The organism is Streptomyces sp. NPDC003016, assembly GCF_053591455.1.
On record NZ_JBSFTV010000027.1, the window covers coordinates 14,147 to 40,303 of the forward strand.

The 26,157-nt window shown below is 73.6% G+C and carries 24 protein-coding genes; 8 read left to right on the plus strand and 16 right to left on the minus strand.

Translation table 11 applies throughout. The features are described from left to right. Positions 1 to 67 precede the first annotated feature (67 nt). A complete protein-coding gene (locus tag ACWDZ4_RS22735; RefSeq protein WP_451510228.1) occupies positions 68 to 1,345 on the minus strand; it encodes a DUF1015 family protein in 1,278 nt (425 codons plus the stop codon). 88 nt (positions 1,346 to 1,433) lie between these two features. Then, positions 1,434 to 4,496, minus strand: a complete 3,063-nt coding sequence (locus tag ACWDZ4_RS22740; protein WP_451510229.1) for an AfsR/SARP family transcriptional regulator — start codon at positions 4,494 to 4,496, stop codon at positions 1,434 to 1,436. 545 nt (positions 4,497 to 5,041) lie between these two features. Here ACWDZ4_RS22740 and ACWDZ4_RS22745 point away from each other — a divergent pair. Together ACWDZ4_RS22745 and ACWDZ4_RS22750 are read left to right on the plus strand one after the other, a co-directional pair. Beyond that, positions 5,042 to 6,400 carry an APC family permease gene (locus tag ACWDZ4_RS22745; RefSeq protein WP_451510230.1) on the plus strand — a complete coding sequence of 453 codons (1,359 nt, stop codon included), beginning with the start codon at positions 5,042 to 5,044 and terminating at the stop codon, positions 6,398 to 6,400. Positions 6,401 to 6,490: 90 nt separating this feature from the next. Then, complete coding sequence (locus ACWDZ4_RS22750; RefSeq protein ID WP_451510231.1) at positions 6,491 to 7,003, plus strand: 2'-5' RNA ligase family protein; 513 nt, start codon at positions 6,491 to 6,493, stop codon at positions 7,001 to 7,003. A 3-nt stretch (positions 7,004 to 7,006) separates the two neighbouring features. Here ACWDZ4_RS22750 and ACWDZ4_RS22755 read toward each other — a convergent pair whose 3' ends face one another. Beyond that, on the minus strand, positions 7,007 to 7,957 hold the full coding sequence (locus ACWDZ4_RS22755) for an SIS domain-containing protein (protein ID WP_451510232.1): 951 nt from the start codon (positions 7,955 to 7,957) through the stop codon (positions 7,007 to 7,009). A 230-nt stretch (positions 7,958 to 8,187) separates the two neighbouring features. On the opposite strand from ACWDZ4_RS22755, the gene ACWDZ4_RS22760 reads away from it, so the two are divergent. Beyond that, complete coding sequence (locus ACWDZ4_RS22760) at positions 8,188 to 9,012, plus strand: DeoR/GlpR family DNA-binding transcription regulator (RefSeq protein WP_451510233.1); 825 nt, start codon at positions 8,188 to 8,190, stop codon at positions 9,010 to 9,012. Between the two features lie 211 nt (positions 9,013 to 9,223). Here ACWDZ4_RS22760 and ACWDZ4_RS22765 read toward each other — a convergent pair whose 3' ends face one another. Next, complete coding sequence (locus ACWDZ4_RS22765) at positions 9,224 to 10,252, minus strand: saccharopine dehydrogenase family protein (RefSeq protein ID WP_451510234.1); 1,029 nt, start codon at positions 10,250 to 10,252, stop codon at positions 9,224 to 9,226. Positions 10,253 to 10,376: 124 nt separating this feature from the next. Here ACWDZ4_RS22765 and ACWDZ4_RS22770 point away from each other — a divergent pair, with 124 nt between their 5' ends. Continuing rightward, a complete protein-coding gene (locus tag ACWDZ4_RS22770; RefSeq protein ID WP_451510235.1) occupies positions 10,377 to 11,357 on the plus strand; it encodes a helix-turn-helix domain-containing protein in 981 nt (326 codons plus the stop codon). A gap of 33 nt (positions 11,358 to 11,390) precedes the next feature. Here ACWDZ4_RS22770 and ACWDZ4_RS22775 read toward each other — a convergent pair whose 3' ends face one another. From ACWDZ4_RS22775 to ACWDZ4_RS22815, 9 genes are all read right to left on the minus strand, one after another. Further along, the gene (locus ACWDZ4_RS22775) at positions 11,391 to 12,431 is read right to left on the minus strand and encodes an NEW3 domain-containing protein (protein WP_451510236.1); all 1,041 of its coding nucleotides are present in this window, start codon (positions 12,429 to 12,431) and stop codon (positions 11,391 to 11,393) included. Positions 12,432 to 12,460: 29 nt separating this feature from the next. Beyond that, complete coding sequence (locus ACWDZ4_RS22780; RefSeq protein WP_451510237.1) at positions 12,461 to 13,915, minus strand: Gfo/Idh/MocA family protein; 1,455 nt, start codon at positions 13,913 to 13,915, stop codon at positions 12,461 to 12,463. Between the two features lie 453 nt (positions 13,916 to 14,368). Next, on the minus strand, positions 14,369 to 15,187 hold the full coding sequence (locus tag ACWDZ4_RS22785; RefSeq protein ID WP_451510238.1) for a VOC family protein: 819 nt from the start codon (positions 15,185 to 15,187) through the stop codon (positions 14,369 to 14,371). Between the two features lie 72 nt (positions 15,188 to 15,259). After that, complete coding sequence (locus ACWDZ4_RS22790; RefSeq protein ID WP_451510239.1) at positions 15,260 to 15,913, minus strand: DsbA family protein; 654 nt, start codon at positions 15,911 to 15,913, stop codon at positions 15,260 to 15,262. Between the two features lie 140 nt (positions 15,914 to 16,053). Beyond that, the gene (locus tag ACWDZ4_RS22795; RefSeq protein ID WP_451510240.1) at positions 16,054 to 17,490 is read right to left on the minus strand and encodes a cytochrome P450; all 1,437 of its coding nucleotides are present in this window, start codon (positions 17,488 to 17,490) and stop codon (positions 16,054 to 16,056) included. Between the two features lie 33 nt (positions 17,491 to 17,523). Further along, positions 17,524 to 17,997 (minus strand): Dps family protein, encoded by a 474-nt coding sequence (locus ACWDZ4_RS22800; RefSeq protein ID WP_451510241.1) that lies wholly within the window; start codon positions 17,995 to 17,997, stop codon positions 17,524 to 17,526. 149 nt (positions 17,998 to 18,146) lie between these two features. Then, positions 18,147 to 18,551, minus strand: a complete 405-nt coding sequence (locus ACWDZ4_RS22805) for a DUF6479 family protein (protein ID WP_451510242.1) — start codon at positions 18,549 to 18,551, stop codon at positions 18,147 to 18,149. Positions 18,552 to 18,610: 59 nt separating this feature from the next. Next, entirely contained in the window at positions 18,611 to 20,317 is a 1,707-nt protein-coding gene (locus tag ACWDZ4_RS22810) for a bifunctional 3'-5' exonuclease/DNA polymerase (protein ID WP_451510243.1), read from the minus strand. 89 nt (positions 20,318 to 20,406) lie between these two features. Continuing rightward, positions 20,407 to 21,705 (minus strand): LuxR C-terminal-related transcriptional regulator, encoded by a 1,299-nt coding sequence (locus ACWDZ4_RS22815; RefSeq protein ID WP_451510244.1) that lies wholly within the window; start codon positions 21,703 to 21,705, stop codon positions 20,407 to 20,409. 139 nt (positions 21,706 to 21,844) lie between these two features. Here ACWDZ4_RS22815 and ACWDZ4_RS22820 point away from each other — a divergent pair, with 139 nt between their 5' ends. From ACWDZ4_RS22820 to ACWDZ4_RS22830, 3 genes are all read left to right on the plus strand, one after another. Then, positions 21,845 to 22,756, plus strand: coding sequence for an NADP-dependent oxidoreductase (locus tag ACWDZ4_RS22820; RefSeq protein WP_451510245.1), 912 nt, complete (start codon positions 21,845 to 21,847; stop codon positions 22,754 to 22,756). Between the two features lie 198 nt (positions 22,757 to 22,954). After that, positions 22,955 to 24,139, plus strand: a complete 1,185-nt coding sequence (locus ACWDZ4_RS22825; RefSeq protein ID WP_451510246.1) for a DUF2786 domain-containing protein — start codon at positions 22,955 to 22,957, stop codon at positions 24,137 to 24,139. 257 nt (positions 24,140 to 24,396) lie between these two features. Continuing rightward, a complete protein-coding gene (locus tag ACWDZ4_RS22830) occupies positions 24,397 to 24,774 on the plus strand; it encodes a hypothetical protein (RefSeq protein ID WP_451510247.1) in 378 nt (125 codons plus the stop codon). A 23-nt stretch (positions 24,775 to 24,797) separates the two neighbouring features. Here the strand turns inward: ACWDZ4_RS22830 and ACWDZ4_RS22835 are convergent, their stop codons facing one another. The 3 genes from ACWDZ4_RS22835 to rpmB are packed head-to-tail and all read right to left on the minus strand — an operon-like array spanning position 24,798 to position 25,867. Continuing rightward, positions 24,798 to 25,286 (minus strand): hypothetical protein, encoded by a 489-nt coding sequence (locus ACWDZ4_RS22835; protein ID WP_451510248.1) that lies wholly within the window; start codon positions 25,284 to 25,286, stop codon positions 24,798 to 24,800. 39 nt (positions 25,287 to 25,325) lie between these two features. Then, on the minus strand, positions 25,326 to 25,631 hold the full coding sequence (gene rpsN / locus ACWDZ4_RS22840; RefSeq protein WP_451510249.1) for a 30S ribosomal protein S14: 306 nt from the start codon (positions 25,629 to 25,631) through the stop codon (positions 25,326 to 25,328). Continuing rightward, positions 25,631 to 25,867, minus strand: a complete 237-nt coding sequence (rpmB, locus tag ACWDZ4_RS22845) for a 50S ribosomal protein L28 (RefSeq protein ID WP_451510250.1) — start codon at positions 25,865 to 25,867, stop codon at positions 25,631 to 25,633. The genes rpsN and rpmB overlap by 1 nt, the downstream gene beginning before the upstream one ends. A gap of 50 nt (positions 25,868 to 25,917) precedes the next feature. Between rpmB and rpmG the strand changes: the two genes are divergently transcribed. After that, complete coding sequence (rpmG, locus tag ACWDZ4_RS22850; protein ID WP_450260721.1) at positions 25,918 to 26,082, plus strand: 50S ribosomal protein L33; 165 nt, start codon at positions 25,918 to 25,920, stop codon at positions 26,080 to 26,082. Positions 26,083 to 26,157 lie beyond the last annotated feature (75 nt).

Below are 26,157 nucleotides of genomic sequence, written 5' to 3' on the forward strand. Positions count from 1 at the left end.
CGGGCCCGCCCCTTCGCACACCGCCCCGCACACCGCCCCGCACCCAGTGGTGCGCCCAGTGGTGTGCTCAGTGGTGCGCGAGGCTCCGCAGCACCAGGCCCGCGGCCGGCTTGGGCCCGAACGAGGTCGACTTCCGCGGCATGGTGACCCCCTCGCCGGCCAGGTCCCGGACGGTCTCCTCCCGTACCGGATGCAGCAGGACCGCCGTCCCGCCGTCCCGCCGCGCGTGGTCGACCGCCGCCCGGCCGTCGTGGACGTACGCGATGTCCCCCGGCCCGTCCGGCACCTTCCAGAGGTGGTCGAGCAGGGTGGCGTGCAGGACCGCGGCGTCCAGCGCCCGCCACGCCCGGGGCCGGTCGGCGGGGACCGTACGGGCGAGCAGGTCCGGGTCGGGGCGGTCGATGAGGTGGAAACCCGCGCCCCCCGTGAGCAGGAAGGCGTTGCCGTCACGGGCGGCCGCGCCCAGGGCCTCCAGGGCGGCGGGCAGGGACGCCCCGGCCGGGCGGACCCGGAAGGAGCCCTCGACCGCCGACAGGGCCTCGGCCACCGGCAGCCGGCGCAGGACGCGGTGGATCGCCCGTACCTGGAACGGGTGGCGGTCCGTGTCCACCAGCATCACGAGCCCGAAGTCCCAGGCCGCGGAGCGGGGCTGCTCGGACCGGAGCCGGAGGTAGGTCGCCCAGCGGTGGTGCCCGTCCGCGATCAGCGCCTGCCGGCCGGAGAGGTCGGCGTCGATCTCCGCCAGCTCCGCCGGGTCCGTGACGGCCCACATCCGGTGGCTGACGCCGTCCCGCGTGGTGGTCGTCACGAGCGGCGGGCGCAGCACGGTGCGTTCGATGACGGCGCCGGCCCCGCCCCGGCCGCCGGAGCCGCGGTAGGCCAGCAGCAGCGGCTCCAGATGGGCGGCGGTCGCCCGCATGAGGCCGGCCCGGTCCTCCACGACGTGCGGCATCACGGCCTCGTGGGGGTGGACGATGCCTTCGGCGGGCTCGGACAGCCGCAGCGCTCCGACGAGTCCGCGCTGCATGAGCCCTTCGCCCCGCTGCTCGCACACGTACAGCGCGGGTTCGGGATCGGCTGCGAGCACACCCCCCGACAGCCAGTGGCGGAGCGTGGCCGCCGCCTGCTCGGCGCGGGCGGCGGGGGTGGCCCCCTGCGGAAGGATCAGCCGCACGATGTGGTGCGGGTCGGCGGAGTCCGGGTGGTGCGGGCCGTCCGGGCCCGCGCCGGCGGCGTACGGGTGCGAGGTCACGGCGGCGAGACTGCTGACCCGCTCGGGGACGTACCGCAGACCGCGGAAGGGGATGAGCTGCAGGCCGTTGCCCGCAGGGCCCGTGAGGTTCATTGGCGCATCGTAGGAAGACGTCTTTTCGATCCGGTTTCCCGGCGGGAAACCGGGCCGCGGCCGGACACCGGCGGGCGCGCGGCCTCCGCTAACGCGTGCCCAGCAGCTCCGCCAGCGTCTCGGCGTCGACCCGTGCGCCCTGCCGTGTCGTGCCGATCAGGTCCGTGATCTGGGCGGTGCGCTCCTCCCACGAGGCCGCGGCCAGACAGCGGAAGATCTCGTGGGCCCGCCGCAGCCGCGCGACGGCCGCGCCGTCACCGCGGATGGCTTCGGCGCAGGCCCGGTCGGTTTCGATGCGGGCCTGCAGGAACCGGTCCCCGACGTCCTCGGCGGCGGTCAGCGCCTCCCGCAGGGTGACCTCCGCCTCGGGGGAACGGTCCTGCCGCCACTGCGCCTCGCCCAGGGCGCGCAGGGCGTAGGCCTCGCCCAGGCGGTCGCCCTGCGCGCGGGTCAGCTCGATGACTTCCCGGCAGGCGCGTTCGACCCGCTCCAGCTCGCCGGCGCGCAGGTACGCCTCGGCGAGCCGGTAGGTGTTCTGGGCCTTCCCCCGTACGGAGCCGGCCTCGTCGCTCGTCCTGATGGCCTCGCGCGTCAGCGTGATGCCGAGGTCGGTCTGCCCGCGCTCCAGCTCGATCTGCGCGAGCAGGCCGAGCGCGTGGGACCGGCTGGTCGGATCGTCCGTCCGCCCGAAGCAGTCGAGCGCCGCGCGGCAGTGCCGGGCCGCGTTGTCCAGGTCCCCCTTGAAGCGGGAGCAGAGCGCGAGGTTGCGCAGCACGACGGCCCGCTCGTGCAGGTCGTCGCTCTGCTCCAGGAGGTCCATCGCCGAAGAGAGGAGGGAGTCGGCCTCCGTGTAACGCCGCTGGTAGATCGCCAGGGTGCCGAGCGAGCGCAGCATGATCGTCGCACCCGGGGCGTCCCCCGCGCTGCGGGCGCCGTCCAGGGCGCTCTGCGCGGTCTGCTGCCAGTCCTCCAGGTAGTTGCGCATCTCGAAGAGCGGCATGGTGCGCGCGGTCAGCCCCCAGGCGTGGGCGGACGCCCCGCTCTGCGCGGCGTGGCCGACCATGCCGACGATGGAGGTGCGCTCCGACTCGAACCACTCCAGGGGGTCGGCCAGCAGTTCCGCGACCGTGTCCGGGGGCAGCGCCGCGTCCGGACTCAGCTGGTGGGCCGTCAGGTGGCCTTTGCCGTAGAGCTGCTGGTGCGCGGTGTCCGCCAGCGTGAGCATGGCGGCGTAGGCCCGCTCGATCGTGACGTTCCGGTCGGCGTCGGAGTCCTCGGAGTGTGCACGCTCCCACGCGAACAGTCGCAGCAGTTCCTGGAACCGGAAGCGGACGGGGGCTCCAGGCACGAGGGCGGACACCTCCAGCAGCTGGGCGTCCACGAGTTGCTCCAGCAGGTCCTCGGCCTGGTCGATCCCGACGTCGAGGACGGCGGCGCCCATCCAGGCGGCGAAGGTGGTCACCGGGAGCAGGCCGAGTCTTCGGTAGAGCTGGGCGGCGCCGGGGGAGAGCTCCCGGTAGCTGAGCCAGAAACCGGCTCTCACCCCGCCGTCGTTCGGGCTCAGGACGTCCAGGCGGCGCCACCGGTCCTCCAGGCGCGACGTCAGCTGGCGCAGCGACCAGTGGGGCCGGGTGGCCAGCCGGCCCGCGGCGATCCGCAGGGCCAGGGGCAGCCGGCCGCACAGTTCCACGAGCCGTTCCGCGGACGCCGGATCGGTGGCGACCCGCTCGGCGCCGATCACCGTGGCGAGCATGATGCCGGCCTCGTCCGGGGTCATGACCTTCAGGGGGATCCGCACCGCCGCGTAGTCGCTGGTCAGTTCGTCCAGCGGATCACGGCTGGTGATCAGTACGAAGCACTGGCCGCGTCCGGGGAGCAGCGGCTGGATCTGGGTGAACGACCGCACGTCGTCGAGGATGATGAGCAGTTTCCTGTTGTTCAGGATGCTGCGGTACAGGGCGGACCGCTCCTGCAGGTGGGCGGGGATCTGCGCGCTGGGCACCCCGAGCCCGCGCAGCGACTGGTCGAGCACGGACATGGGCGACAACGGCTGGTCGAACTCGTGATAGCCGTGTACGTCGATGAAGAGCTGGCCGTCGGGGAACCGGTCGGCGACCCGGTTCGCCCAGTGCGCCGCCAGAGCGCTCTTGCCGATGCCGCTCACCCCGGAGATGACCGCGACCGCCAGGGGACCGCGGTCGGTGTCGCTGGGAACCAGCCCGTCGAGCGTGGCGATCTCCGGCGCGCGGCCGGTGAACGCGGTGACGGGCAACGGAAGCTGGGCGGGCACGGCGACGGCGGCGCCGTGGGCGTGGGTGGCCGGGGCGGGCGGGGCCGGCGCCGGGGAGGCGGGAACCGGGGCCGGAGCGGGCTGGGTGGTGAATCCCTCCAGCTCGTTCGCGTCCTGGAGGATCTGCTGGTGGAGCTCCTGCAGCGCGGCCCCCGGCTCGATGCCCAGCTCGTCGACGAGGGCCTTGCGCCCCTCGCGGTACACCTGCAGCGCCTCGGAGCGCCGGCCCGCCAGGTTGTGGGCGTGCATGAGGTGGACCCTGGCCTGCTCGCGCAGCGGGTGTTCCTTGACCAGCGCGGTCAGCCGTGTGATGACCGAGTGGTGCCCGCCGGACCGCAGGTGCAGCGCGGCGTACTCCTCGCTGATGTCCAGCCTGAATTCGGACAGCTGGGAGACGGCGTCGTCGATCCTGCTCCCCGTGAGCCCGTCCAGGACGGGGCCCCGCCACAGGGCCAGGGTGTGCTCGAAGAGGGCGGTGGCCTCGTCGGCCTGTTCGTCGTGCGCCGCGGCCATGCGGGCGCACGCGACCGATTCGCTCAGGTCCTGCAGATCGATGTAGCAGTTCTTCGAATTGAGGATGTAACCCGGGTGCCTCGTCTCAATGAGGTCTTCGACGGAAGCGGCTTCCCGGAATATTTTGCGGAGAGTGGTAATGCAAATGGCTATTTGGTTGCGTGCGGTGGTCGGCGGATCGCCCTGCCACACGGCTTCCGTCAGAGACGCTATCGAGACGACGCGGTCGGGCGAGAGCAGCAGCATGGCCAGAACCGCGCGTTGCCGGGGGCTGCGCACCCGGATCATCTCGCCGCCGGCCGAGATTTCCAGTGGTCCGAGCAGTTTGAAGGACAACGGGTGGGTCACTGCATGGTCCTGTCCCTGTTGTCTGCTCGGCGGCATTCGGTCACCGCTGGCCGCTCCTGTGCGATGTGGCTGAAAACAGCAGGTGGATGGAGGTGTTCCAGGACGGTCGGGCAGTGCCGTGCCCGGGCTGCGGAAGGGTGATGCCCGGGGACTACGCGGGACGCCTCGAACCCACAGCCGGATGGCCCGCGACCTGAGGGCGGCTGAACCGCGTGGGTCGAATGCGGGCAGCGGGCGGCAGCAGACATGTTTCCAATGATCACCACACGGGGTGCAAAGTCAATGCGGATACAACAGCTCAATACGCACCGTGATTGCGGACGCATTTTCGTTGCGGTGAGTGTCGGAGATGTGCGGGGCCCGGCAGATCACCGAGGCTGAGGTGCCGGCCGCCGGCGCGTGCGGTCGCGCACGGGCGGAGTGCGGCTTCCCCGCGGCAGTGGCATCGCGGAAGCGGGGTACCGCAGGAGCGGGGCGTCGCGGAAGCGGGGCGTCGCGGCAGCGGCAGCACGCGGCCGGTGGAGAAGCGGACAGAAAGGGAGGCCGTGGCCTCGCACGGGACAGCAGCACAGGAATCGGCACCGGCACCTGGACCGGCCCCGGGCGGCCCGCTCAAGCGGGCTCTGACGACACCGCTGCTCTACTTCTTCATCCTCGGCGATGTGCTGGGCGCGGGCGTCTACGTGCTGGTGGGCCAGATCGCCGCCGAGTCGGGCGGCGCGGTGTGGGTGCCCCTCGCCGTCGCGCTCGGCCTCGCCCTGCTGACCGCGTCCTCGTACGCGGAACTCGCCACGAAGTACCCCCGGGCGGGCGGTGCTTCGCACTACGCCACCCTCGCCTACGGACCGTTCGCCGGCTTCCTCGCGGGCTTCTGCATGCTCGCCGCGGGCGTCGTCTCCGTCGCGGCCCTCGCCCGGGGATTCGGCGGGGACTACCTGACCACCTTCGTCTCCCTGCCCGTCGCGCTCGTGGCGGTGGTCTTCCTGACGGCCCTGGCCCTGCTCAACGCCCGCGGCATCAGGGAGTCGACCCGGGCCAACACCGTCGCCACGCTCGTCGAGGTCGGCGGCCTGGTGCTGGTCGTCGGGCTCGGTGCCTGGGTGGTGCTGCGCGGTGACGGCGACCTGAGCAGGCTGACCGAGCTCGGTACGCCCGGACACGGACCCGCGGCGGCGGTCCTGAGCGGCTCCGTCCTCGCCTTCTACTCCTTCGTCGGCTTCGAGACGTCCGTCAATGTCGCCGAGGAGACCCGCGACCCCCGGCGGTCCTACCCGCGCGCCCTGTTCGGCGCGCTGGCCACCGCCGGTCTGGTCTACGTACTGGTGGGCACCGCGGCCGCGGCGGCGGTCGACACGGAGACGCTCGCCGCGTCCAGCGGACCGCTGCTCGAAGTGGTCGAGGCCGCCGGGGGCGTACCGGCACGGCTGTTCGGCTTCATCGCGCTGGTCGCGGTCGCCAACGGCGCGCTCCTCACCGGCATCATGTCCTCCCGGCTCGCGTACGGCATGGCACGCGACGGACTCCTCCCGGGATTTCTGGCCAAGGTGCTGCCCGGCCGCCGCACCCCGTGGGCCGCGATCGCCGCCACCACCTCGCTCTCCCTCCTGCTCGCGCTCACCGGTGACGTGGCCGCGCTCGCCTCCACCCTCGTACTGCTGCTCCTCGTCGTCTTCTTCGTCGTCAACACGGCCGTGCTCGTGCTGCGCCGCGACGCGGTGCCCCACGACCACTTCAGGACGCCCACCCCGGTCGCCGTGCTCGGTGCGGTGTCCTGCGTCCTCCTCGCGACCCAGATCGAGCGCGAGGTGTGGACCCGCGGCCTGATCGTGCTCGCGGCGGGCGCGCTGCTCGGCGTACTGGCGGCCGTACGCAGGCGCAGGGACAAGCGCAGGGGCGGGGGCTGAGCGCCGGGGGCCGGACCGCCTGTGGTTCTCTTGGCTCCCGCGGGAACGACCGGGGGGAGATCAAGGGGAGACAAGGGGAGGGGCGGGGCGGTGGGGTGGCCGGACGTCGACGGGGACACGGCCCTGACCATCAAGGTCCCCGAGGCCGATCCGCTCGTCAGGGCCGGTTCTCCCGCCCATGTCACCGTGCTCTACCCGTTCCTCCACGAGAGCCGGATCGACGGTCCGGTCCACCGCGAGCTGCTGGGGCTGTTCCGCGCGCACGACCCCTTCGAGCTGTCCTTCGCCGGGTTCGGCCGGTATCCGGGCGTCCTCTTCCTCGACCCGCGGCCGCACGATCCGGTACGGGCGCTCACCAAGGAACTCACCGGCCGCTGGCCCGAAGCGGTGCCCTACCGGGGCCTGTTCGGCGAGGGCCTCGACCCTCATCTGACGCTCGCCAACCACGAGGGACCGCAGACCTGCGAGCGCGCGTACGACGCACTGGAGGCCGAGTGCGCGCCCGCCCTGCCGCTGACGGCCCGGGTCGGGGCGGTCCACCTGATCGTCCGGGACGGCGACCGCTGGCGGGACCGTACGGCGTACCCGCTGGGCCGGTCCTGAGGGTTACGCGGCGGTGTCCTCCAGGACCACGGACCGCGTGAGGTTGCGCGGCCTGTCCGGGTCGTAGCCGCGCGCCTCGGCGAGCGCGACCGCCAGGCGCTGGACGCGGATCAGGTCGGCCAGCGGGTCCAGGTCGCCCCGCACCCCCCGGGAGCCGGCGGCCACCGTGCCGCCGGCCCGCAGGACGTCGTCCGCCAGGCCCGCCGGCAGCGCGCCGAAGATCCAGGCCACCCGGCCGGGGCCGGTGATGCTGATCGGGCCGTGCCGGTACTCCATGGCCGGGTACGCCTCCGTCCAGGCACCCGCCGCCTCACGCATCTTGAGCCCCGCCTCCAGCGCGAGACCGTACGTCCAGCCGGTGCCGAGGAAGGTGAACTGCTCGGCACCGAGCACCTCGGCGGCCGGCGGTACGGTGACGGCGAGCCCGGCGTCCCGGATCGCCTCCGCGAGCGGACGCACACCGGCCGGCAGCGCGCCCTCCGCCTCCAGGTGGGCGCGGAGGAGCGCGAGGACGGTGGTGGCGAAGCGGGTCTGGACCACCGACTCCTCGTCGGCGAAGTCCAGTACGGCCACGGCGTCCGCCGCCCGCATGACGGGCGTCGCCGGGTCGGCGGTGATCGCGCCGGTGGGCACGGTGCCCCGCACGCGCCGGAGTACCTCCAGGACCTCGGTCGTGGTGCCGGAGCGGGTGATCGCCAGTACCCGGTCGTAGCCGTCGCGGTACGGGAACTCCGAGGCGGCGAAGGCGTCCGTCTCGCCGTGGCCGCCGTTCTCGCGCAGTACCGCGTACGCCTGGGCCATGAACCAGGAGGTGCCGCAGCCGATCACGGCGACGCGCTCGCCGCGGCGGGGCAGGGCGTCCGTGTGGAGGGGGAGGGACGCGGCCGCCTCGGCCCAGGTGGCGGGCTGGGAGGCGATCTCGGCCGAGGTGCGGGAGGAATCTGCGGTGGACATGGAACGAACTCCCCGATGATTGGAACTGCTCAAAGCAGTCGGCTTTCAAGCAGGTTCGAGCGCTGGTCTGTCGTGGGGCGAAGTATCCACGAAGCTGAACACGCAGTCCAGGACGCCCTGGTGGGGCTCTCTCGCGGGCCCCTCGCGGGGCTGCGCGCTCCCCGGAGCCGCGCCGCCCCGGCGGGCTACCATCGCCTTCACGCACGTCTGGCACGAAGGAGTCCGGCCGCATGTCCAAACACGAGCGGTGGAGCGCGCTGCTGGAACTGCTGGCCGCCGAGGGGAGGCTGGAGGTCGAGGAGGCGGCCGCCACCCTGGAAGTCTCCGCCGCGACGATCCGCCGGGACCTCGACGAGCTCGCGGAGCAGCAGATGCTCGTGCGGACCCGCGGCGGCGCGATCGCGCACGGAGTGTCGTACGAGCTGCCGCTGCGCTACAAGTCCTCCCGGCACGCGTCCGAGAAGCAGCGGATCGCCGCGGCCGTGGCCGATCTGGTCGCCGACGGGGAGGTGGTGGGCCTCAACGGCGGCACGACCACGACGGAAGTGGCACGGGCCCTGGCGCTGCGGACCGGCAGCGGCCTGCGCGACGCGGCCGCCGCCCCTTCCTCCGCCTCCGTCCCGGCTCCCGTCGGTCCGGTCCTGACCGTGGTCACCAACGCGCTCAACATCGCGGGCGAGCTGGCGGTGCGGCCGCAGATCAAGATCGTGGTCACCGGCGGAGTGGCCCGCCCGCAGACGTACGAACTGGTCGGACCGCTGACCATGGGGGTACTCAACGAGGTCGTGCTGGACGTCGTCGTCCTCGGCGTCGACGGGGTGGATCCGGACCTGGGCGTCATGGCGCACCACGAGGACGAGGCGAGCGTCAGCCGGCTGTTCGCCGAACGCGCGCACCGGGTGATCGTGGTGACCGACTCGTCCAAGATGGGCAAGCGCGCCTTCGCCCGGATCTGCGGGCTGGACCGCATCGACGTCGTGGTGACCGACTCCGCCATCTCCGCCGAGGCGGCGGGCCGCCTCACCGACGCCGGGATCAAGGTGATCGCCGTCTGAGGACGGCGCGACGGTCCGGGGCCCGGGGCCGGGGTTCCGGTGCCCGGGGTTCCGGGTTCCGGTGCGGGGGCCCGTTCGGGAAGCCCCGCTGTCCCGGACCGGCAGCTCTGGAGCCGGGAGTCATCGGGCTGCCCCGGTCCCGGCCCGTTGTCCCCGCGACCACAGCAGCCCGGCGCGCGGCGCGAGCGGCCCACCCGCTACGGCCCACCCGTTACGGACGCAGTTCCAGGGAGAGGTGCGAGGACAGCGCCCGCAGGAAGCCGGGTGCATCGAAGACCTCGCCCGCGGAGGCGACGCCGACCGTCCTGGTCCGTCCCGTGAGGATGCGGTCCACCGCTTCCACCACGAGTGGCGCGGTGACGGCGTAGATGTCCCGGCCCCTTGCCACAGCGCGCCGTTCGGCGTCGCCGGAGCGCACGACGACGTCGACGAGGAAGGTCTGCGCGGACCGCCCGCGCGCGTCGACCGCGGCCGGCGCCGGCGTGTCCGGGGCCGATACCTCCCGGGCCGCCTCGACCGTCATGTACGTGCGCACCTCGGGAATGGGCAGGTGGCTGGGGACGGTGACGACATCGGCCATCGTGAACTCCCCGACGACGGCCCGGAGGCCCATCGGGTCGGGGAAGGGCCACTCCAGGGCCGGCGGGTCGTCGTGGCGCTGCTCCAGCCGCCCCTTCGTGTACACGACGCGCCCGCCGCCCCGCCGCTGTCGGGAGACCGCGCCCGCCTCGCGCGTTCCGGCGGTGGGGTGCCAACTGTTCAGCCCGTACGCGACGTGCGCCTCGTCGGCCGCCGTCCAGTCGCCCATCGCCGCGGTGACCAGCAGGTCTCCGAGGCCGCCGTAGAAGGCCATCGCAGGAACGATCAGCACTCCTGCGGCGCGGGCACGGTCGGTGAAGCGCGCGAACGTATCGGCGTTGGCCTCGATCTCGGCCGCCACGTCCACATACGGGATCCCGGCGCGCAGGGCCGCCTCGATCACGGGGGCGGCCGTCGTGGCGAAAGGCCCGGCGCAGTTGATCACGGCCGCCGCACCGGCCAGTGCGCGGTCGAGCGAGGCCGGGTCGTCGACCGACGCCGGGCGGGCGTCGAGTCCGGACCCGGACGCCAGTACGCGCAGCTTGTCGGCGTCACGGCCGGACAGGACCGGGACGAACCCGCGATCGCGCAACTCTGCCACCACAAAGCGCCCGGTGTGCCCGTACGCGCCGAACACCGCCACCGTGAGTCCCGGTTCCATGGGTTCTCCCCCGTACTCGAATTGATCTGCTGCTTGATCTGCTGCGATCCGTCACGGACATCCTGACGAGGGCGGCCGTCCCACCGTGAGTGTCTGGAACGCCATGCCCCGTACAATTCCGGACATGGGAACTGTCGCGCTGGCCGTCACCGACGGGATGCTGCACTTCGAACTGGCCTTGGCGTACGAGGTCTTCGGAGCCGACATGCCCGGGGTGGCGGACCCCTGGTACAGCGTCTCCGTCTGCGGGCCGGGTGCCGTGCGGGTCGGCCGGTTCCGACTGGAGCCCGATCACGGTCTCGACCGGCTCGCGCGCGCCGAAACCGTGATCGTCCCGGGCTGGGCCGATCTCGACGAGGACCCGCCCGGTGACCTGGTCGACGCGGTTCGCGCGGCCCACGAGGCCGGCGCACGCGTGGCCTCCCTGTGCACGGGCGCGTTCGTGCTGGCCGCCGCCGGCCTGCTGGACGGGCGGCGAGCGACCACGCACTGGGCGCACACCCGAGCCCTGGCCGCCCGCTACCCGCAGGTGACGGTCGACCCGGACGTCCTCTACGTGGACAACGGCAGCGTGCTCACCTCCGCCGGCAAAGCCGCCGCCATGGACCTGTGCCTGCACCTCGTCCGCCTCGACCACGGCTCCTCGGTCGCCAACACGCTCGCCCGTCGCCTGGTCGTACCGCCGCACCGGGACGGCGGCCAGGCCCAGTTCGTGACCACCCCGGTTCCCGCCCCGGGCAACCACCCGCTCGCCGGACTCCTCCCCTGGGTGATCGAACGCCTCGACCGTCCGCTGACCGTGGAGGACCTGGCCCGCCAGGCACGGATGAGCTCGCGCAACCTGGGCCGCCACTTCAGGTCGGTGACCGGCACCACCCCCCTGCAATGGCTGCTCACCCAACGGATCCGCCATGCCCAGGAGTTGCTGGAGACCACCGACGACAGCGTCGGCACCATCGCGGCGGCCACCGGCATGGGCACCGCCACCACGCTGCGCCGGCACTTCAACCGGACGGTCGGCGTGCCTCCGGACACCTACCGCCGCACCTTCCGCTCGCGGACCCGCCCCGGCCCGCACGGCACGGAACCCGGCGCGCCGCGCTGAAGAGGCGCTTCACGCCGGTGGACCGGCACGCGGTCAGGGCGCGATCGCCATGTCGAAGAGGTGGATGCCGGCGTTCGAGGGCAGGACCACGAACTCGACCGTCCTGGCCCGATCCAGCGGGACCGAGTGCGCGAAGACGCTGTACTTCACGGTGGCGTTGCCGTATCCGTCCTGCCGGTTGCGGCCGTCGGTCGACTCGACCAGTGTCGCGCCGTGCGCGGTGACCGGGTCGAACGACCAGTTGGGGAAGCCGAACGTCCCCGTGCCGGACGACCCGTCGGTGCAGTACACCGTGGCGTCGCCCGTGGCGGCGCCGGTGACGCCGGAGCCGAGGAACACCAGCTTGCCGCCCTTGCCTCCCAGCGCGACGGCCTGCCCGGAACTCGCCACGTTGTCCTCCGTGCCGGCCGGCACGTTTGGCCAGGTCAGCTCGGCCCCGAGGGCGGCGACCCCCGCCCCGGGCGTCAGGCCGACGGCCGCCAGCTGCTGCGCCGAGAAGCTGTTGCCCCCGCCGTCGTAGTCGCCGGCCCGCGTCGCGGACTCGTCGGTGACCGCCACGTTGTCGTACGCCGCCGACAGGCTCGCCTGCGGTGTTCCGCTGCGCTCGGCGCGGGTGCCGGTGGCCGTGCCCCTGCCGTCCCCGCCCTGGTACGTCACGGTCGCCGTGAACGTACGGACCACGAACCCCGGCCGCTTCTCCGGCACCTGGATCCGGAACGTCGCACCGGCCGGGGCCCCCGTCGCGAGGGAACCGTCCACGGCGCGTACGGACGGCTGGACCGCCCACCCGGCCGGTCCGGCGAACGACACCTTCAGCGAACGCATGCGCTGCGGGCCGCCGTTCCTGACGGTCACCTTCACCGTCGAGACGGCCGGACCGTCGAGGTCCACGGGGGAGACGCTCACCCCGGTCCCGGTCCCGGTCCCGGCCCCGATCCCGGTCGTCGCCGTCGCCGGTTCCTGTGGCGCGGCCGCCACCGCCGGGGCGGGAACGAACAGGACCGCTCCCGCCACCGCCACCGCCACGGCCACGGCCACGGCTCCGAGCGGTCTGATCGGTCGCGCTGGTCTCATGGCCTGCTCCTCCTTCGCGCTTCGCGTCCTCAGGAGACGGGGGGCATCTCGGTGGTGCGCGAGTCCAGGCCGGGACGGAGATTGACCCAGCCGCCCCGCGTGAAGTCCGGTATCGCGACCGGACGCCCCTTGTTCGCCAGGGACATGGCGCTCAACGGAACCGGCGCGCACCAGGCGGCCGAGTCGTACACGTCGATGTCCGGGACCAGCCCCGCCCGCATCAGCTGCACCGTGCGCCACTGCAGGACGTAGTCCATGCCGCCGTGGCCGCCGTTGTTCGCGGCGTCGTCGCCGATCTTCTTCCACAGCCAGTGGTCGAACTCCTTGCGGTAGGCGTCGAAGGCGCGCCAGGAGTGACCGCCGTGGTCCGGCTCGACATAGATGCGGCCGCCGCCGGCCGACGAGACGCCGGCGTAGTCCTCGAAGATGCCGCGGCTGCCGGCGAGGGAGTTGATGCGGCTGTACGGCCGGGGCGAACTCACGTCGTGCTCGGCCCGGATGACCCGGCCCTTGGCCGTGTCGATCAGGCACGTGACCAGATCGCCGTTGATGTACGTCTCCCGCCACGAGGGGTGCGACTTCGGGACGAAGCGCTCGCGGTAGTCGGCGAGCCCCTTCGGCGCGGTCGCGGTGGCGCGCAGCACGGTCATCCGGTCGCCGCGGTTGATGTCCATGGCCGCCGCGACCGGGGCGAGCCCGTGCATCGCGTAGAACGACGCGGTGGAGCGGGTGTGCCAGAGCCGGCGCCAGGAGTCCGTGTAGTACGTGTCGGAGAAGAGCAGGGCGCGCAGGTCGTGCAGGTAGCCGCCGTGACCGTTGGTGATGTCGCCGAACAGGCCCTCGTGCGCCGCCTTGAGCATGGCCAGCTCGTTGCGGCCGTAGCTGCAGTTCTCGGACAGCATCAGGTTCTTGCGGGTGCGCTCCGAGGTGTCCACGAGGTCCCACAGCTCGCTCAGCCCGGTCGCGACGGGCAGCTCGACGACGACGTGCTTGCCGGCCAGCAGCGCGGCCTTGCCCTGCTCGTAGTGGAACTCCCACGGCGTCGCGATGTAGACGAGGTCGATGTCGTCGCGCTTGAGCATGTCCGCGTACGAGTCGGCCGAGCCGCCGTACTCGGCGGGGCGCGGCTTGCCCTTGGCGACCAGCTGGTCGGCCGTGCGCTTCGCGCGGTCGGCGCGGATGTCGCAGACGGCGGTCACCACGCAGCCGGGGACGGCCGACCAGCCGGGGGTCATCCCGGAGCCCCGGTTGCCGAGCCCGATCACTGCGACGCGGACGGTCTGGTGGACCTCGAAGGGCACGTTGATCATCGACTTCTGACCCGGTCTGCGGCCGGGTGTCGCGGCGGACACGTCGGATGCCTCGGACGCGGCGGCCACGGACGCCGCCGACGCGCTCCCGGCCGAGCCGATCCCGGCGAGCGCACCGGTGGCCAGCGTTCCTCCGAGTAGCAACCGACGTGAGACTGCGGGGATTTCGGGCATGGCGACAACGCTCCTCGTGACGTGACCGGCATCACTTGCGGGGTCGACTCTGGCCGGGTCGCCAGTTACATGTCAATAGGTGTTCGCAGGAACGGTGTTACGAACAGAAACAAGCATCCGGCGGCGCGGAGGCGGCCGGACGAGGCACGAGCACACCCGCGGGGCGGCAGCCGAAGCCCTGCGGCTCGTAACGGTCAGCAAGGCGTACGGGACGGGCGGCCCGCCGGGGCCCTGCCGTCCGTGTACGCCCGTACCGGCGGCGTCCCTCCCGGCCGGGGCCGGGGCCCGGGAGCCGGCCGCCGCCATGGTGGTGAGGGTGGCTGCTTGAGCGCACCTGAGGCCGGGCCGGTGACTCACCGGCCCGGCCTCAGGTGCCTCCCCGTCTCCCCCGTCCTCCCCGTCTCCTCCTGTCCCCCCTCGCCCCCTCTGTGCGCGAGGTGCCAGGGCATCGCCTCAGGCGGTGGCCGGGGCCGGCATGGCCGGGGCCAGCACCACGAAGTCCGCGCCGGACGGGTCGACGCAGACGGCCAGCCGGCCGACGTCCTCGGCGTCCTCCGGCCCCATCTGCACGCTGCCGCCGCTCCCGGTGACCTTGGCGACCGTCGCGTCGCAGTCCTCGACCGCGAACACCGGATGCCAGTAGGGCTTGCCGCCGTTCAGCGCGAGTGCGTCCGGGGGGAGCTGCATGAGGCCGCCGTGCATGCGCTCCTGGGGGAGGCCGGAAGGAATGATCATCGAGTACGTCCCGCCCCCGCCCGGGAGTTCCATGTCCTGCGTCTCCCAGCCGAAGAGGCCGCCGTAGAACTGCTGCGCCGCGGCCGAGTCGGTGGTGTAGAGCTCGGTCCAGCACAGGCTGCCCGGCTGGTCGGTGATCTCCATGCCCCGCGTCTTGCCCGGCTGCCAGACGGCGAACTGACCGCCCTGCGGGTCGGTGTACTGAGCCATCCGCCCCTCGCCCTCGGCGTCCATCGGGGCGACCCGCACCGTGCCGCCCGACCGCTCCACGGCCTCGGTGGTGGCGTCGGCGTCCGGGGTGCAGAAGTAGATCATCCAGGCCGACCGGGCTCCTTCCTCGGTGAGCGGGCCGATTCCGGCGACGGTCCTGCCGCCCTGCTTGAAGAAGCCGAAGTCGGAGGCGTCCGGGGTGCCGGGGGCGTAACTCTGGAACTGCCAGCCGAACACCGAGCCGTAGAAGGCGGTCGTAGCGGGTACGTCGGGGGAGCCGAGGTCGATCCAACAGGGGGAACCGGGCACGAAGTCAGTGGTGATCATGACCTTTCCTTTCGTCGCGGATCCTCGTAGAACAGCCTGTCACCCGCCACTGACAACCGCCCGTCGGCTTCCTCAGATGGTGCGGCCGGGGGAGAGCGCCTGCTCGATCTGCTGGGCGACCTCCGGGCCCGGCAGGGCCCGGCCCTCCTTGTCGAAAGCGTGCAGGGAACGGCCGTTCAGGCGCAGGGCGGGCGTGCCGCGTACGCCGCTGCGCTCGAAGGCGTCGGCCACCGCCTCCGCCCACGGGAGGTAAGTGCCGTCCTCGACCGCCTGCTTGAACGCCTCGGAGGGCAGACCGGCGACCGTCCTGGCGACCGCCAGCAGATGGGCCGTGTCGCCGTACGCGTCGTCGCTCTCGGCGGGCTGGTTCGCGTACAGCGCCTCGTGGAGGCCCTTGAACACGGCCTGCCCCTCGTCGGCCGCCGCGCCCAGCGCGCCCAGCGCCGGCTTCGAGCCGCGGCCGCCCGGCGAGGCGTCGAGGAAGGTGGCGAAGTGGTATTCGAGGCGCAGCCGGCCCTCGTCCGCGAAGGCGCGGACCGCGGCGCCCGAGGACCGCTCCATGGCCGCGCAGTACGGGCAGCGCGGGTCCTCGTACACCGAGAGGACCGGGACGTCGTCGCCGTCCGGGCCGTACGGGACGACAAGCCCTCCCGGGCCGGACGTGTGGTCCGGCACGGCGGCCGGGGCCCCTGCGGCGCCGGGCCCCTGCGGGGGCGTACGGCTCATGGCGCGTCTCCTCCGTCCCCCTCCGGTCGTCCCTCTCGGGCGGTCCCGTCCAGCTACGCACGAAGGGGCGCGCGCCGCATCATTTCGTCCGCGCGGACCTGGCGGGCCGAGGCTCTCCGGCCCTGTTCACCGGACCCTGTTCACCGGGCCCCGCTCCCACCGTGTCTCGCGGTGACGGTGAAGCACAGGGCGAAGTGATCGAGGGTGTACGGCAGCGGACGGCCGGGGCGCAGCCGCGCCGGGCCGTGCAGCCAGAAGCCGTGACGCTCCATGAGCGCGGCGACGAGCGTCGACGTGACGAGGAGGGCGAGGTCCTGGCCGGGGCACCCGCCGGGGCCCGAACCGAACGGCACCAGCGCGGGGCCGGTGTGCGCCGTGCCGTCCAGCCAGATCTCCGGTACGAAGCGGTCGCCGTACGGAACGGATCCGTCCCGGTGGAAGAAGGGGGCGTACACCAGGAAGACCGTGCCCGCGGGCACGGTGGCTCCCTCACTCCACCGCGTCGGCCGGGTGCTCTCGCGCAGCAGGAACGGCGTCGTCGGCCACAGCCGCACGGACTCCAGGACGCACGCGCGGGTGTAGGGAAGCAGCTGCGGCCGCGACAGGTCGGGCAGGGCCAGTTCATTGTGCACCTGCTGTTCCTGAGCGGGGTGGGTGGCCAGCAGGGCCAGCGCCCGTACGGCCGCCGTGCCCGCCGCGTCGAACGCCGACAGCCAGTGCGTCACCTGGTCCGCCGGGCCGGTGCCCGGCCCGGCGGGGGCCCGCGCCGACGCCCCCGCCGACGCTCTCTCCCACGCCCCGGCGAGGCTGCCCGGCTCCGCCCGGTCCAGGTACGCGCGCAGCCGGCCGGGACGCCCGGGCCGACCGGTGAGCGCGGTGTCGTCGCGTGCCGCGTCACCGAGGAGGACACGGCGTACGACCCGCCACCAGGCGGCGCCGAAGGCGTCCTGGTCCAACCGGCCGGCGTGGGCCCCGGTGCTGCCGAGCAGTCCGTCGGCCTCCTCGCGGACGATGCGCACGAACCGCGGAGCGAGGCGGTGGAGGGGGTGCCCGGTCTCCAGGACCTCCTCGCTGAAGGCCCTGCGTCCCCCGCGTTCCGGGCCCGTGGAGAACGGCACGCCGTGCGGCCGCACCCCGCCGAGCGGGCCGTGCTTCTCGCGGACCGCCGGGCTGAACGGCTCCGGCGTCCGGGCCAGGACACGGTCCGCGTCCTCGGCGCGGAGGGGGAGCGCGATGTCCCGGCCGGCCAGGCGCAGACGCAGCGGACCGGGACCGTACCGCGCGCGCAGGCCGTTCAGGAGCTCCACCGTGCGGCGGTCGGTGTCGAGGCGGGCGGCGAGCGCCAGGCCCTGTCTGCGGCGCACGGTGGCACTGCTGCCGACACCGCCACCCTCGAGGAGCATCGGCAGGGCCGCCCGGACCACGAGCCGGGCGGTGTCCCGGCCGGATGCGCGGGCGGGGGCGGGGGCGGGGACCGAGGCGTGACGCCCGGCTCCTGCGGCCTGTCCCGCCCCTGCCGCATGACCGGCTCGTCCGGCTCGTCCGGCTCGTCGGGCTCGTCCGGTCGTGCGGGTCATCCGGCGGCTCCCAGGTGCGGGCCGGCCTCGGTGTCAGTGCTGGTTCTCGGCCTGGAACATCCAGCGCTGCTTCTCCAGCTCCGCGGTGAGCCCGATGAAGATGTCCTGGGTCACCGGGTCGGCCTTCTCGGTCGCTTCGATCCGCTCGCGCATCCTGAGGCCGATGGTGCCGAGCGTGTCGACGATCAGGGTCACGACGTCGTCGTCCTGGTTCCAGCCGTTCGGGGGCCCGGGGAGTTCACCGGTCTTGGCGACCGTCTCGACCCGGCCGTCCGGTGCGACGCCGATGGCCGACGAGCGCTCGGCGACGACGTCGGCGTACGAACGGGCGAAGGCCACCACCTCGTCGAGCTGGAGATGGATGGAACGGAAGCGCGGGCCCACGATCGTCCAGTGCGCCTGCTTGGCCAGGAGCGACAGACCGAGGAGATCCACCAGCGCGCCCTGGAGGGCGTCCGCGGTGGTCTGGCGGGCAGCTTCGGGGAGGGTGCTCTTCAGGGCGGTCATACAGTTGCTCCTTCTCGATGCTCTGTCGTCTTCGATGCTCTGTCGTCTGTCGTGTCGTCCGTCTTCACCTGTGGTCCGGCCGGCCCGACCGGTCCGGTCTCCGCCTTCCCGGCCCGCTGACGCCCGGCGTCGTGCCGTCTGCCGGCGAGTCAGCCGCCGGGGCCCCCGCTGCCGAACGAGCCGCCGGAATTCTCACTCCACTGCCGTCGCTCGTGGGGGTCCTTGTCGCTGTGCTTGCCGGACGAGTTCCCGCTGTTCCTGAGCTCGTGCGGCAGGAGCCGCCTGCCCTGCGGAGGCGTCACCTCGTCGGGCTCCCGGTACTCCACGTCCTCAGGCAGCTCCGCGTCGGGCGGGCGGTGCGGCTGCTCCTCGGGCGTAGGAGGAGCCGGTTCGCGACTTCTGATCCGGATGCCCCACCACACGGCGGCGGTCAGAGCGGCCACGACGGCCAGGCCCGCGATGAACGGCGCGATGCCGATGACCAGGTCACTCGCGGCGACGGGGTCCGCGAAGCCCGCGATCTCACCGGTTGTTCTGCTCTGGAGTGCGCTCATGCGCGGCGAGTACCCACGGGCGCCCGAGTCATGAGCTGCCGTGCAGGTGAAACATTTCCTCACTTCGCGTCGGCGTAGCACTCCACGACCGCCGTCGTGAAGGGGAAACGCACCGGTGTCTCCCCGAAGGCGGTCCGCCCGGCCAGATCACCGGCCGCGCGGATCGCCTCCGCGACCGCCTCCGCCTCCTCGGCGGGACAGTGCACGATCACCTCGTCGTGCTGGAAGAAGACCAGCTCCGCCCGGAGCCCCGCCGCCCTCAGACTCTGCCGCAGCGCCGCCGTCATCAGCAGCGCCCAGTCGGCGGCGCTGCCCTGCACCACGAAGTTCCGGGTGAAACGGCCCCGCGCGCGGGCGTTCACCGACGCGTACCCCGGCGTGAACCCGCCGTCGCGCTGCGCCGCCACCGGTGTGCCGTCGTCCTGCGGAATACCCGCCTCGCCGTTGCTGTCGTCGTCACCCGACCCCGCGGCCGGCGGGCACGTCCGCCCCAGCCAGGTCCGTACGAGCCGCTGCTCCTCGCCCGCGCGCGCCGCGTCGTCCACATACGCGACGGCACGCGGGAAGCGTCTTCGCAGCGCGGCGAGGTTCTTGAGCCCGTCCCCCGACGTCTGCCCGTACACCGCGCCCAGCACCGCGAGCTTCGCCATGCCGCGGTCACCGGCGAACGCCCGGTCCGACACCGCCTTGTAGAGGTCGCCGGGCTGCCCCGCCACCTCCATCAGCCCCGGGTCGCGCGAGATGGCGGCGAGGACGCGCGGCTCCATCTGGTCCGCGTCGGCGACCACGAGCCGCCAGCCGTCGTCCGCGATCACCGCGCGCCGGATCACCTTCGGGATCTGGAGCGCGCCGCCGCCGTGGGTGACCCACCTGCCCGTGATCGTCCCGCCCGGCAGGTACTGGGGTCTGAAACGGCCCCCGCGCACCCAGTCCTGGAGCCAGCCCCAGCCGTGCGCCGTGTAGATCCGGTACAGCTTCTTGTACGCGATGAGCGGCTCCACCGCCGGATGGCCGACCTCCTTCAGCTCCCACCGCCGCGTCGACCCGACCCTGATCCCGGCCTGCGCGAACGCCTTGATCACGTCCGCGGGCAGCTCCGGCCGTACGCGCCGCCCGAAGGCCGCCGACACCTGGTCCGTCAGCTCCGCCAGGCGCCGCGGCTCGCCGCCGCCCGCGTACCGCTCGCCGAGCAGCTCCTCCAGCAGCGCCCGGTGGACGTCCGCCCGCCACGGCAGCCCCGTCCGGTTCATCTCGGCGGCCACCAGCATCCCCGCCGACTCGGCGGCCGTCAGCAGCCGCATCCGGCCGGGGTGCTCCGCCGCGCCGTGTCTGCGCTGCTGATCGGCGTACACCTCCAGCAGGTCCTCGAACGCCACCGCCACCGGCTGCGGCTCGAAGAGAGAGGACTGCGAGCCGGGCTCGGCGGCGCGCTGCGGCGGATCGGGCGGTACGGGCAGGCCGTGCAGCCGCGCCCGGGCCGCCGCCGCCGAATGCGGCTCGCCGTGCCGCCCCTCGTGGCCGAGCAGCAGGGACTCCGCGTCCTCGATGTCGTAACACCGCCCGACCCGCACCCCGGCGGCGAGCAGGCGCGGATAGATCTCGGCGGTGGACCGCCACACCCACCGCCCGACCTCGGGCCGGGAGCCGACCGCGGCCACGAGATCGGGCTCCTCGCGCACGTCACCGGCCGGCCGCCCGTCCCGCCCCAGCGGCACGAGCAGCGCCCCACCCCCGTCCGTCGCGGCGACGGCCCAGCGCTCGCTCATGGGTGCGAGTCTGGCACCCGGCACTGACAACGGCCGTTCACCCGCGGGGTTCGAAGGCAGCGGGGACCGGAGCGAGTGGCGGCGCCCGGTCAGGCCGCCCGCAGTGTGTGCGCCAGGGCGGCGGCCTCACCGCGCGTACTGACGCTCAGCTTGCTGAGGATGTTCGCCACGTGGAACTTCACCGTGGACTCGCTGATGTGCAGCTCCTGTGCGATGGCCCGGTTCCGGTGCCCCCGCGCGAGACGCGCGAGCACGTCCCGTTCGCGCGCCCCGAGCGCCGCCAGCGGATCGGCGGGGGCGGCCTCCGGCGTACCCAGCGGGAGGACCGCCGTGACCGTGGTGCCCCAGCCGGGCACCGCTTCGACGTCCAGGCGGCCGCCGAGCGCGGCGAGCCGCTCGCCCACGCGGTGGACGGCGACGGCGTCGCGGGTCAGGTCGCCGGGGCCGTCGTCCCGTACGGTCGCGCGCAGTACGGCGCCCGGGGAGCCGTCCACGCCCCCGTCGCCGATCTGCCAGCCGACGTGGACGCGGTCGAGCGGGTGCTGCTCCAGTACGGCGAGGACCACGGCCCGTACGACCGCACGCGCCGCGTGCACGACGTCGGCGGCCAGCGGACGGCTGTCGCCGGGCGGACCGAGTTCCAGCCGGACCGGACCGTGGCTCAGCAGCGGACGCAGCGACTGCGCGAGGCGGGCGAAGGCCTGGTCGGCGGGCTCTTCGGCGACGGCCTGGTCCCGTTCCGCTTCGGCGCGCAGCTCGACCAGCGAGGTCACGGCGAGCTCGGTGGCGTGGGCGCGGGCCGCCGTGTCGTCGAGGGCGCGGCTGCGCAGTACGCCCAGCAGGGCGGTCAGGGCCGCGGCGTGCGCCTCGCTCAGCTCGGCGATGGCGCGCGCCCGCTCGCCGGCGGCGGTGCGCGACCGGGCGAGCGGGCCGGGCACGGCCTCGGCGGAGAGGCGGTCCAGATGACCGGTGACCAGGTCCCAGAACGCCTGGACGACGGCGGCGTCGGCCTCCGGCACCGGGGTGTCCTCCGTCCGTACGAGCACGAGCAGCGCACCGCGAGCCGTCGCGTCGCTGGCCACGGCCAGGACGGGACGCTCGTCCCCGGCGATACGGGCGTGCCCCTGCCAGGGCCGTCCGGCCCGCACGCCGGCGGCGATCGCCGCCGTCTCGGAGCCGGTGATACGGCCCGCGAGGCCCGGCTCGCCGTGCGCCTTGAAGGGGGAGTGCGCGCAACTGCTGGACAGCTCGGCGGAAGCGCGGTGCGCGACGATCCCGCCCAGCACGGCCGACAGCCTCCCGTGCACCTGCTCCAGCGGCGCGCCGATCACCTCGGCGGCGGCGGTGAGAGCGGCGGTTCCTGCGTTCCTGTCGGCCATCGGCTGCATGGCAGACAGCGTAAGGCGGCGGTTCTGCCCGCCGGCCCGCCTTCCGGAGGGGCGGAACCGGCCAAAAGGCGGGCCCTGCCTGGGCGGGACAGGGACAACGCTGAGAGGGCAGGTGATGATCCCCACAGAGGAGAGGCCCATGGACGCGATCGTTTTCGACCGGTTCGGCGACCCCGGAGTGCTGCGGCTCACAGAGACCGAGGAGCCGCACGCCGGCCCCGGCCAGGTACGGGTGAAGGTGCGGGCGGCCGGAGTGAACCCGGTCGACTGCAAGATCCGCGCCGGCCTCCTGGAGCACGTCTTCCCCACTTCGCCGCCCGCCGTCCCCGGCATCGAGTTCGCCGGGGTCGTGGACGAGACCGGCGAGGGCGTCACCGGGTACGCGGCCGGGGACGAGGTGTTCGGCTGGACCACCACGGGTGCGTACGCCGCATACGCCCTGGCCACCGACATCACCGCCAAGCCCGCCGCCCTGAGCTGGGAAGAAGCGGCCGCGTTGCCCGTCGCCAGTGAGGCGGCGCGGCGCGTGCTCGGTCTGCTCGGCGTCCGGGAGGGCGAGACGCTGCTGCTGCACGGCGCGGCGGGCGCGGTCGGCGCGGTCGCCGTACAGCTGGCGGTGGTGCGCGGTGCGACGGTCGTCGGCACGGCGAGCCCGGCCCACCACGACCGGCTGCGCGCGCTGGGCGCGGTCCCGCTGACGTACGGCGACGGGCTGGCCGAGCGGGTGCGGGCGGTCGCACCGCGGGGGGTGGACGCGGTGTTCGACGCGGCCGGGCGGGGCGCGCTGCCGGTCTCGATCGAGCTGCGCGGCGGCAGGACGGACCGGATCGTCACCCTCGCCGACCCGGCGGCGGCGGACCTCGGCGTGACCTTCTCGACAGGCGGCACGGCCCGCCCGCAGGACCGGCTGGCCGAAGACGCCCGGCTGGTGGCGGACGGGGCGCTGCGGCTGACGGTGGCGCAGACGTTCGCACCGGCGCAGGCGGCGAAGGCGCACGAGCTGAGCGAGTCGGGACGCGCGGGCGGCAAGCTGGTGCTCCTCTTCCCCTGACGGGGCCGTTCTCCCCGCGTTCGTGGTTCCTGTCCGCGACTGGGACCATCGTCGGTGGCGGCGCGCGGTCGCGTAAGGAGGCACTCCGATGTCAGCGGGGCACAGGAAGACAACCACCGGGCCCGTGGCCGACTGCGGCGAACCGCAGAAGGACCACGGAATCCCGGCCGTCGCCGGACCGTCGGCGGGAGCCCGCTGATGGAACAGATCGAGAAGGCGGTCGCGGCGGCGGTGTACGCCGAGGACGACGCGGGCCTCGACCTCGGCGCCTCCCTCGTCGCCGCCGCGCCCTGGTCCGACGCGGGCCGTGAGCTCCTGCGCCGGGGCGAGGAGTCCGTACGCCGGGCCTGGGAGCGCGGCTGGCAGCCCGCCGACGTCGTCCGCGTCGTCCGGCGCGACCTCGACGACCTGCACGTGCGCCTGACGACCGACCTGATCGCGGCCGAGAACCGCAGGTACGCCGCAACGGCCCCCCGCTGGGAGGCACAGCTGCGCGATCTGGCGGCGACGGAGCCCTGGTGGGGCAGCGACGACCGTTACGCCGACGCGCTCGCCGCCCGCGAGCGGACGGACCGCTTCTCCCTCGCCACAGCGCTCCTCGAACTCTTCCGCCTCCTGATCCGCCTTCCCGTGATCGAGCCGGTGGGCCCGCCCCCGGGCGACCCCGTCCGCGCGCGCCCGCACTCACCCGCCACCCCCGGCGAACCGCGCATGCTCACCCGCATCCGCGCGCTGCTGGCCAAGGCGGAGGCCACCGACTACCCCGACGAGGCGGAAGCCCTGACCGCCAAGGCGCAGGAGCTGATGGCGCGCCACAGCATCGACGCCGCGCTGCTCGCCGCCCAGGGCCGCACCGGTGACGCGCCGGCCGCCTGCCGGATCGGCGTCGACGCCCCGTACGAGACGGCCAAGGCGATCCTCCTCGACGCCGCCGCCTCCGCGAACCGCTGCCGCGCGGTGTGGAACAGCGCCCTGGGCTTCTCCACCGTCATCGGCTTCGAACCCGACCTCGAAGCCGTGGAACTGCTCTACACCTCCCTCCTCGTGCAGGGCACCACGGCGATGACCCGCGCGGAGGCGGCCCAGCGCGCGGCCGGCCGCAAGCGCACCAAGGCATTCCGCCAGGCGTTCCTGACGGCGTACGCGAGCCGGGTGGGCCACCGCCTGTCCGAGGCGACGCGGCACGTGACCGAGGAGGCCGGCGGTTCGCTGCTGCCGGTGCTGGCGGCGCGGGACGTGGCGGTGGAGGACCGGGCGGAGCGGATGTTCCCGCAGACGACGTCGACGCGGATACGGGGCGTCAACGACCACGCGGGCTGGGAACACGGCACGGCCGCCGCCGACCGGGCGAGAATGCCCGGCCGCCCCGGCCTCACCCGCTGACAGCCCACCGGACGGGAGGGGGCGGGGCGCGCAGGGGGTGGTGTTCGGGACGTGCTGTGCCGGTCCGGGGCCAGTCCCCGGACCCCCGGCCGAAACCCCGGGGCGCGCGACGCCCGCAGGCCACCCACTGCTCCCGCCCAGTCCCCGCGCCGCCGACGCGTATCGGCTCAGGCTTGTGTGTCTCCTCCGGCACCCGTGGCGATGCATCCTCTGTCAGTTCGTTCCGTGTGGCCGGTGCCGGTGTCGCATCTGCGTGCGTGGCCTCCCCGTGCTTCGGCTCGGGGAGGCCACGCATCCTCGGCCCGGAGCCGGGCCGCGTCGCGATGCTGATGGAGGCCCGCCTCCCGGGGCGCGCGACCACCCCCGTACCGGCGGCCGCCGCCCTGGCACAGGCCCTGCGCGAGGCCACCGAGGAGGGCGCGAAGGCGGTGCGCGAGCGCCGCGCCCCGCAGTGGCACGCGGTCCGCGAGGCGCTGGCGGCCTGGGACGGCGAGGCGTCCCAGGCCGCGTCGTACGCAAGGGCGCGGGCATGCTCCTGGGCGCCCTGGACGGCCTGGGCGACCTGCCGCGGGCCCTCGACGAGGAAGGGCCGCGGCCCCGTGAGGGAACCGCGGCCCACGCGTAACCCGGCCTGACCGGCCGGCCGACCGACCGCCCGTCAGGAACCCGGCAGCTTCGGCACGTCCGTGGGAATCCCCTCCGGCAGCGCGCCACCGGCGGACTTCCTGAAGGAGTCCTTGAGCCCGCTGTCCCACTTCACCGTGAGGGTGCCGCCGCCGGCCCCCGGCGTGACCAGCCCGGCCGTACGGTCGGTGTTGCCGTCCCCGCACCTCAGGTCCAGCGTCACCGTGTCCTCCTTGTTGACCTTGCCGGAGCAGACGTGCTCACCCGCGACGGCCGCGTCGGACCCCTGGACGATCAACGCGACGACCTTGCCGTCGGTCGTCGCGATCCAGGACCCGGTGACGTCCGCCGGCGCCCCCGCCCCCTTGGCCCCGCCGGACGGCGTGCTGCTCTGTCCGCTGCCGCCGGCCTTCTCCTCGCTCTTGCCGCCGTCCGTGCCGCCGCTGTCACCGCTGCAACCGGTCAGGACGAGGGCGGCCGCGACGGCCGCCGCCGCGACGGTGGTACGTACGTGCTCACGCACTCCGGGCTCCCCAGTTTCGTCAGGTCCGAACGCGCCAAGCTACCAGGAGGACTTGCGCACACCGGGGAGGAAACCGGCGTGTGCCTGTTCCCTCGTCCGGACCCGGGACAGCCCGAACTTCCTGAGGTGGCCCCGGGGCCGGCCGTCCACGCTGTCCCGGTTGCGTACGCGCGTCGGACTCGCGTCGCGCGGCTGGCGGGCCAGCTCCTCCCGCGCCGACCGGCGCTCGGCCTCGCTCCCTCCGGGCCTGCGGAGGATCTCCTTCAGCTCCGCCCGCCGCACGGCGTACCGCTCGACGACGGCCTTGCGCCGCTCATTGCGGGCGATCTTGCTCTTCTTCGCCATCAGACCTTCACCCCCCGCGCGCGGATCCGGGCCACGGCCGCCTCGATGCCGATCACGTCGACGGTCTTGACCGCCCTGGCGCTGAGCGTGAGCCGCACATGGCGGCCCTCGCTCGCCAGCCAGTAGCGCTTGCGCTGGATGTTGGGGTCGAAGCGGCGCGAGGTGCGCCGGTGCGAGTGGGAGATGTGGTTGCCGAATCCTGGCTGGGCGCCGGTCAGCTGGCAGTGGGCGGACAAGGTCGATCACTCCTTTTTGAAAATGGGAACCATTTCCATATACTAACCCCATGGCACGCAACGAAATCCGCCCGATCATCAAGCTCAGGTCCACGGCGGGGACCGGCTACACCTACGTGACCCGCAAGAACCGCCGTAACGACCCCGACCGCATGACGCTCCGCAAGTTCGACCCGGTGGTCCGCCGCCACGTCGACTTCCGCGAAGAGCGCTGACCGGCACCACGGCCTGACCGGACCCGCCGGGCCGACCAGACCAGCCGGATCAGCCAGTTCAGCCGGACCAGCCGG

Excerpts from the sequence above, each read along its gene's own strand:
- ACWDZ4_RS22790 (WP_451510239.1), bottom strand. The coding sequence starts at position 15,913 with ATGAGCCGTACGCCCCCGCAGGGGCCCGGCGCCGCAGGGGCCCCGGCC.
- ACWDZ4_RS22805 (WP_451510242.1), bottom strand. The coding sequence starts at position 18,551 with ATGAGCGCACTCCAGAGCAGAACAACCGGTGAGATCGCGGGCTTCGCG.
- ACWDZ4_RS22800 (WP_451510241.1), bottom strand. The coding sequence starts at position 17,997 with ATGACCGCCCTGAAGAGCACCCTCCCCGAAGCTGCCCGCCAGACCACC.
- ACWDZ4_RS22825 (WP_451510246.1), top strand. The coding sequence starts at position 22,955 with ATGGAACAGATCGAGAAGGCGGTCGCGGCGGCGGTGTACGCCGAGGAC.
- ACWDZ4_RS22775 (WP_451510236.1), bottom strand. The coding sequence starts at position 12,431 with ATGAGACCAGCGCGACCGATCAGACCGCTCGGAGCCGTGGCCGTGGCC.
- rpsN (WP_451510249.1), bottom strand. The coding sequence starts at position 25,631 with ATGGCGAAGAAGAGCAAGATCGCCCGCAATGAGCGGCGCAAGGCCGTC.
- ACWDZ4_RS22765 (WP_451510234.1), bottom strand. The coding sequence starts at position 10,252 with ATGGAACCGGGACTCACGGTGGCGGTGTTCGGCGCGTACGGGCACACC.
- ACWDZ4_RS22780 (WP_451510237.1), bottom strand. The coding sequence starts at position 13,915 with ATGCCCGAAATCCCCGCAGTCTCACGTCGGTTGCTACTCGGAGGAACG.
- ACWDZ4_RS22760 (WP_451510233.1), top strand. The coding sequence starts at position 8,188 with ATGTCCAAACACGAGCGGTGGAGCGCGCTGCTGGAACTGCTGGCCGCC.
- ACWDZ4_RS22820 (WP_451510245.1), top strand. The coding sequence starts at position 21,845 with ATGGACGCGATCGTTTTCGACCGGTTCGGCGACCCCGGAGTGCTGCGG.
- ACWDZ4_RS22810 (WP_451510243.1), bottom strand. The coding sequence starts at position 20,317 with ATGAGCGAGCGCTGGGCCGTCGCCGCGACGGACGGGGGTGGGGCGCTG.
- ACWDZ4_RS22755 (WP_451510232.1), bottom strand. The coding sequence starts at position 7,957 with ATGTCCACCGCAGATTCCTCCCGCACCTCGGCCGAGATCGCCTCCCAG.
- rpmG (WP_450260721.1), top strand. The coding sequence starts at position 25,918 with ATGGCACGCAACGAAATCCGCCCGATCATCAAGCTCAGGTCCACGGCG.
- ACWDZ4_RS22795 (WP_451510240.1), bottom strand. The coding sequence starts at position 17,490 with ATGACCCGCACGACCGGACGAGCCCGACGAGCCGGACGAGCCGGACGA.
- ACWDZ4_RS22735 (WP_451510228.1), bottom strand. The coding sequence starts at position 1,345 with ATGAACCTCACGGGCCCTGCGGGCAACGGCCTGCAGCTCATCCCCTTC.
- ACWDZ4_RS22815 (WP_451510244.1), bottom strand. The coding sequence starts at position 21,705 with ATGCAGCCGATGGCCGACAGGAACGCAGGAACCGCCGCTCTCACCGCC.
- ACWDZ4_RS22785 (WP_451510238.1), bottom strand. The coding sequence starts at position 15,187 with ATGATCACCACTGACTTCGTGCCCGGTTCCCCCTGTTGGATCGACCTC.
- ACWDZ4_RS22770 (WP_451510235.1), top strand. The coding sequence starts at position 10,377 with ATGGGAACTGTCGCGCTGGCCGTCACCGACGGGATGCTGCACTTCGAA.